General features: G+C 75.7%; 5 protein-coding genes and 1 pseudogene. 3 read left to right on the plus strand and 3 right to left on the minus strand.

Going from position 1 to position 5612, the window contains the following annotated elements; all coding sequences use genetic code 11:
- Nucleotides 1–895 (minus strand): annotated as a pseudogene (locus ABD308_RS17305) (AAA family ATPase); the annotation flags it as partial.
- A 370-nt stretch (nucleotides 896–1265) separates the two neighbouring features.
- On the minus strand, nucleotides 1266–1919 hold the full coding sequence (locus tag ABD308_RS17310) for a uridine kinase family protein (RefSeq protein WP_344335323.1): 654 nt from the start codon (nucleotides 1917–1919) through the stop codon (nucleotides 1266–1268).
- 243 nt (nucleotides 1920–2162) lie between these two features.
- Between ABD308_RS17310 and ABD308_RS17315 the strand changes: the two genes are divergently transcribed.
- Complete coding sequence (locus ABD308_RS17315; protein WP_344335300.1) at nucleotides 2163–3326, plus strand: acyl-CoA dehydrogenase family protein; 1164 nt, start codon at nucleotides 2163–2165, stop codon at nucleotides 3324–3326.
- A gap of 398 nt (nucleotides 3327–3724) precedes the next feature.
- Here ABD308_RS17315 and ABD308_RS17320 read toward each other — a convergent pair whose 3' ends face one another.
- On the minus strand, nucleotides 3725–4177 hold the full coding sequence (locus tag ABD308_RS17320) for a hypothetical protein (RefSeq protein WP_344335301.1): 453 nt from the start codon (nucleotides 4175–4177) through the stop codon (nucleotides 3725–3727).
- A 275-nt stretch (nucleotides 4178–4452) separates the two neighbouring features.
- Between ABD308_RS17320 and ABD308_RS17325 the strand changes: the two genes are divergently transcribed.
- A complete protein-coding gene (locus ABD308_RS17325; protein ID WP_344335302.1) occupies nucleotides 4453–4893 on the plus strand; it encodes an Lrp/AsnC family transcriptional regulator in 441 nt (146 codons plus the stop codon).
- Nucleotides 4894–4924: 31 nt separating this feature from the next.
- The coding region (locus ABD308_RS17330) for an amidohydrolase family protein (RefSeq protein WP_344335303.1) at nucleotides 4925–5612 on the plus strand (688 nt) is incomplete at its 3' end.

The following is a 5612-nucleotide window of genomic DNA, read 5'->3' on the forward strand; positions in this document are numbered from 1 at the left end:
GTCCGCCGAAGGGGTCCGGGAGCCCGGGGAAGCCGGCCCCGGCGTCCGCCCCGGCCGCCCCGCCGCCGAGCGCCTCGAAGTCCGGCGGGTCCAGCAGCGCGGCGTCCAGCGCGTCCTCCTCCGGTCCGCCGAACCGCCCGGCCTCCCGGCCGCCGCCACCGACGGCGTCCAGCAGGGTGTCGGCGACGGCGTCCTCGGCGGAGATCGCCGTGAGCCGGGCCGCGGCGTCCATGAACGACGGATCGGCCCGGTGCACCGCCCGGTAGAGCGGTAACGCGGCCGCGCTGCGCCCGGCGCCCTCGTAGGCGCGGCCCAGCCAGTACCGCAGCTCCTTGCGCTGGGGCTGCTCGGAGCGGCAGCGGGCGAGCGAGGCGGCGAGCGGCACCTGGGCCTGGGCGCACATGTCCAGCCGGACCCGGGCCATGCCGGCGAAGAGCCCGGCCTCGATGCCGAGCAGCTGGTCGTCGAGCAGCCGGTCGGTGTCCCGGATCAACTGCTCCCAGTCCTTGAGCAGATAGGAGCGGCAGGCGTGCAGGAAGCGTGCCGACGGGTCCTCGGCCGGCGTCGGGCACTGTTCCAACGCCTGGTCCAGCTCGGTGAGATGGCGGCCGTCCAGCCAGTGCGAGGCGTGCGCGAGGGCGAGGTCGCGGGGGGTCTCCAGGACCGGCTGCACCCACCAGCCGAGCCAGTACCAGGAGCTGAGCGGTCGGGCGTGCCGGTGGCGCTGCTCGCCGAACCGCTTGCGGTGGCGGTACATCGCGAGCAGCGCGCCGGAGGTGTCGCTGCGCAGCGCGTGCAGGCCGAGCCAGGCGTCGGCCATGCCGGGGTCGAGCCGCACGGCGGCGCGGAACTCCTCCTCGGCGCGGCTGTACGCCCCGGCCGTGTAGGCGTCCATGGCACGCAGCCAGGCGCGGTCGGCGAGCCGGTTCGGTGCCGGGCCGCCCGCGTTGTTGCTCTGGGAACTCTCCGTCGTCACTCAACGCCCCCCGCGGTGTGGCTCGGGGCCCGACCTGTGCGGTGGTGCGCGGACCCCGCCGGTGGTCGTCTGCCCCCGGGGCGCATATGCGCCTGCCAGGAATCGTACCGGCGCGGAGCTGATCCGGAAGGGTGCCGCACGATGTCAAAAGCGATCGGACGGGCGGCCGTTGACGGCCGGCCGGAGCGGGGGAGGGCGGGGCGGACGGCACCCCCGGCTCACGGGGGAACAAGCCGGGGATGCCGGTTCCGGGGTTGCGGATTCAGCGGCTCCGGCAACGAGTGAGAACCTAATTCGCGGCGAGACCGCAGGTCAAGGTGGTTGTTGAAGTTTCACCGACGGTGCTCGGCGCGATCCGCCCGGTCACCCCGTCGACCACCGTGCCGGCGTACGGCCGGCTCGGGTCGGCGGCGAAATGCGCCGATTCGGCGAGCGCCCAGCCGGCCCAGAACTCCGCCAGCTCCGGGCCGTCGCGCCGCTCGCCACGCCGCCGGGCCGCCGCCGCGTCGAGCTCCATCCACACCAACCGGCTCAACCAGGGGCGCACGGCGCGCCGCCCGGCGCCCACCCCCTCGACCAGTACCACCGGCGCGAGCGGCACTGCGGCCGTCCCCGCGAACCGGCGCAGCGTCCAGTCGTAGACCCGGTGCGCGGCGTCCCGCCCCGCCGCCAGCGGCTCCAGCACCTCGGTGCGCAGCCGGCCGGTCCAGCCGAACGGCTCGGCGTGCGTCGCCAGGTCGTCCAGGTGCACCACCGGGGCGCCGCCCAGCGCCGCCGCCAGCCGGCCGGTGAAGGTCGTCTTGCCCGAGCCCGCGTGCCCGTCCACCGCCACCAGTCGCACCGGGCCGCAGGACGGCGGCAGCGCCCGCAGCCCGGCGGCGAGCGCGGCCAGCGCGTCGGTCGCCTCGGTGGCGTCGGGCGGGTCGATGGCGCGGGGCCCCATTACCGGGGTCTCGGAGGTCTCGGAAGCAGCCACAACGTCAACCCTACGGGGGCCGGTGCGCCGATACGGACAGTGATCCCGTGCAGGTCGTGACGGCGGCGCCATGATCGGGCATACTCGCATCGCCGGGCATGTGAACGGCCGTTCACCGCGATCCGGTGCCGGCCGGGCCGAGCTGCCACACCCCGCGCGGGCCCGATCACACCCGGGGCCGGCGCACGACCGAGGAGGCGACCAGCCACCATGACCACCTCCCCCGCGAAGGCCGTCGAGCGCCAGCTGCCCAGCGAGGAGGCCCGCGAGCTGCTCGGCCTCACCCGCGACCTCGTCCAGCGCGAGCTGCTGCCGCGCGCCGCGGAGGACGAGGCGGCCGGCCGTTTCCCGCGCGAGGTCTTCCGCACGCTCGGCGACGCCGGACTGCTCTCGCTCCCCTACGAGGAGCGCCACGGTGGCGGCGACCAGCCCTACGAGGTCTACCTCCAGGTCCTGGAGGAGCTGGCCTCCGGCTGGCTGGCTGTCGGCCTCGGGGTCAGCGTGCACACCCTCTCCTGCCACGCCCTCGCCACCTTCGGCACCGACGAGCAGCGCGGCCGCTGGCTGCCCGGCATGCTCTCCGGCGAGCAGCTCGGCGCCTACTGCCTCTCCGAGCCGCAGTCCGGCTCCGACGCCGCCGCCCTGCGCACCCGCGCCGACCTGGACGGCGACGAGTACGTGGTGAACGGCACCAAGGCCTGGATCACCCACGGCGGCCGGGCCGACTTCTACAGCGCGCTGGTGCGCACCGGCGAGGAGGGCGCGCGCGGCATCAGCTGTCTGCTGGTGCCCGGCACCCAGACCGGCCTCTCGGCCGCCCCGCCGGAGCAGAAGATGGGCATGAAGTCCTCGCCGACCGCCCAGCTGCACTTCGACGGCGCCCGGGTCTCCCGCGACAGGCTGATCGGCACCGAGGGCCAGGGCTTCCAGATCGCGCTCGCCGCGCTGGACTCCGGCCGGCTCGGCATCGCCGCGTGCGCGATCGGCGTCGCCCAGGCCGCGCTCGACCTCGCCGTCGACTACGCGCGCACCCGCCGCCAGTTCGGCCGCCCGATCGCCGACTTCCAGGGCCTGTCGTTCATGCTGGCCGACATGGCCACCCAGATCGAGGCCGGCCGCTCGCTCTACCTGTCCGCCGCCCGCCGGCGCGACGCGGGGCTGGCGTTCTCCAAGGAGGCGGCGATGGCCAAGCTGTTCTGCACCGACGCCGCGATGCGGGTGGCCACCGACGCGGTCCAGGTGCTCGGCGGCTACGGCTACACCCAGGACTTCCCGGCCGAGCGCTTCATGCGCGAGGCCAAGGTGCTGCAGATCGTCGAGGGCACCAACCAGATCCAGCGCCTGGTGATCGGCCGCCACCTCACCAAGTCCTGACCCCACCGCCCACCCGCGTACGGGCCGGTGCCCCGCCCACCCGGGCACGGGCCGGAGGCCCTCGCCCCGGCACGGACCGCCCGCCCCGGCACGGACCGCCCGCCCCGGCACGGACCGCCCGCCCCGGCACGGACCACCCGCCCGCCTGCCTCGGCACGGGCCGAAGGCCACTCCGCCCCGAGCCGAAGGGGCGCGCCGGTGCCGAAAGGGAGAAGGGTCAAGCCGCCGACGAAGGAGGTGGCGCAGCGCCCGCCGACCGTCGGCGCCGGACAAGAGCGCCCCGGAGGCGAGCGGGCGAAAGCAGAGCCANNGCCCCCGGCCGTCGCTCCAGGGTGCGGAGCGACGGCCGGGGGCTCGCGTGCTGTCGGGCCGTCAGGTCTGTGGCGGTGGGCGGGGGTTCAGCGGCGCGAGAAGCGGCCGCGCTGCTCCGGGATGGCCGGCGCGGGGGCCGAGCGGACCGGGCGGTGCACCAGCGCGTGCGAGAACGGCTGGGTGCGCCAGTCGAGTTCGCCCGGCGGCGTCAGCAGACCGTCCAGGCCGGCGGACCCGGCCTCCTCCGCGCTCTCCACCTCGATCAGGTCGTCCGTCGGCGTGCCCGAGCCGGGGCAGAGCGAGGGCGAGAAGGGGTGCCAGGGGCGCGGCAGGACGGCGTGCTGCGGCAGCCGCTCCTCGTCGCCCACCAGGGCGATCGGGCGCCGGCAGGACGGGCAGTGCACCCGGACGATCTCCCAGGTGTCGACCTCGCCCGGATCCACCCCCGGCGCGCTCTCGTACGGGACCGCGAGGTCCTCGCGGTCGGTCATATCGTGGGCGTCGTCCGCGCCCGTCGGGCGCTGGTCGGTAACGCGCATGGTGATCCCCCTCGGATCGGGCCCGGCGTGGTCGCCCGGGGCCACAACCAGCACTTCCCGCCGAAACGGACTCATAACCCTGCGGTTCGTCGCACTGTGATGCACCGGGTGTGTCCTTCGCCACATTCGTCCGGCATGTGCCCGCGCGACACCCCGGGGCGCGCCGGGTGACGCGCCGTACCCCCCTTCCGGCCCCGCGTGCGCCTCCGTGGCCGGAGCCCGTGCGCCCCCCGCGCGGCCGTCCGCGCGCCCCCGAGGGGGTAGGTTTGCGCCTTGTGGAGGATCTCGATCAACGCATCGTCCAGCTGCTCCTCCAGGACGGCCGGATGAGCTACACGGACCTGGGCAAGGCCACCGGCCTGTCCACCTCGGCGGTGCACCAGCGGGTGCGCCGGCTGGAGCAGCGCGGGGTGATCCGCGGCTACACCGCGATCGTCGACCCGGACGCCGTCGACCTGGCGCTGACCGCCTTCATCTCGGTCAAACCCTTCGACCCCAGCGCCCCCGACGACACGCCCGAGCGCCTCGCCGACCTGCCCGAGATCGAGGCCTGTCACAGCGTCGCCGGCGAGGAGAACTACATCCTCAAGGTCCGCGTCGGCGCCCCGGGCGACCTGGAGGACCTGCTGGCCCGCATCCGCAGCGCCGCCGGCGTCTCCACCCGCACCACCGTCGTCCTGTCCACCCCCTACGAGGCCCGACCCCCGAAGCTCTGAGCAGGTCCGGCGGGGGTGCAGACTAGGCCGCATGACCGAAAGCACCTCAAGGACCGTCCTGCTGCGCGGCGGCGCCGTCTACAGCCCGGCCGACCCCTTCGCCACCGCGATGCTCGTCGAGGGCGAGCACGTCGCCTGGGTCGGCAGCGACGGCGCCGCCGAGGCGTACGCGCAGACCGCCGACGAGATCGTCGAGCTGGACGGCGCCCTGGTCACCCCCGCCTTCGTCGACGCCCATGTGCACGCCACCTCCACCGGCCTCGCGCTCACCGGCCTCGACCTCACCGGCGCCCCCTCGCTGCCCGCCGCCCTGGCCGCGCTCACCGCCTTCGCCGCCGCCCAGGAGCCCGGCGGCGTGCTGATCGGCCACGGCTGGGACGAGAGCGGCTGGCCGGAGGGCCGCCCGCCGACCCTCGCCGAGCTGGACGCCGCCGCCGGGGTCGCCGCCGTCTACCTCTCCCGCACCGATGTGCACTCCGCGCTCGCCACCACCGCGCTGCGCGCGCTCACCGACGGCCTCGCCGAGCGGCCCGGGTTCGACGCCGACGGCCCGCTCACCCGCGACGCCCACCACGCCGTGCGGCGCACCGCGCTCGCCCGGCTCACCCCCGGGCAGCGCCGCGCCGCCCAGCAGGCCACCCTGGCCCGCGCCGCCGAACTCGGCATCGGCGCCCTGCACGAGTGCGCGGGCCCCGACATCTCCTCCGAGCAGGACCTCA

It is taken from the genome of Kitasatospora putterlickiae (assembly GCF_039527695.1).
Classification (GTDB): Bacteria; Actinomycetota; Actinomycetes; order Streptomycetales; family Streptomycetaceae; genus Kitasatospora; species Kitasatospora putterlickiae.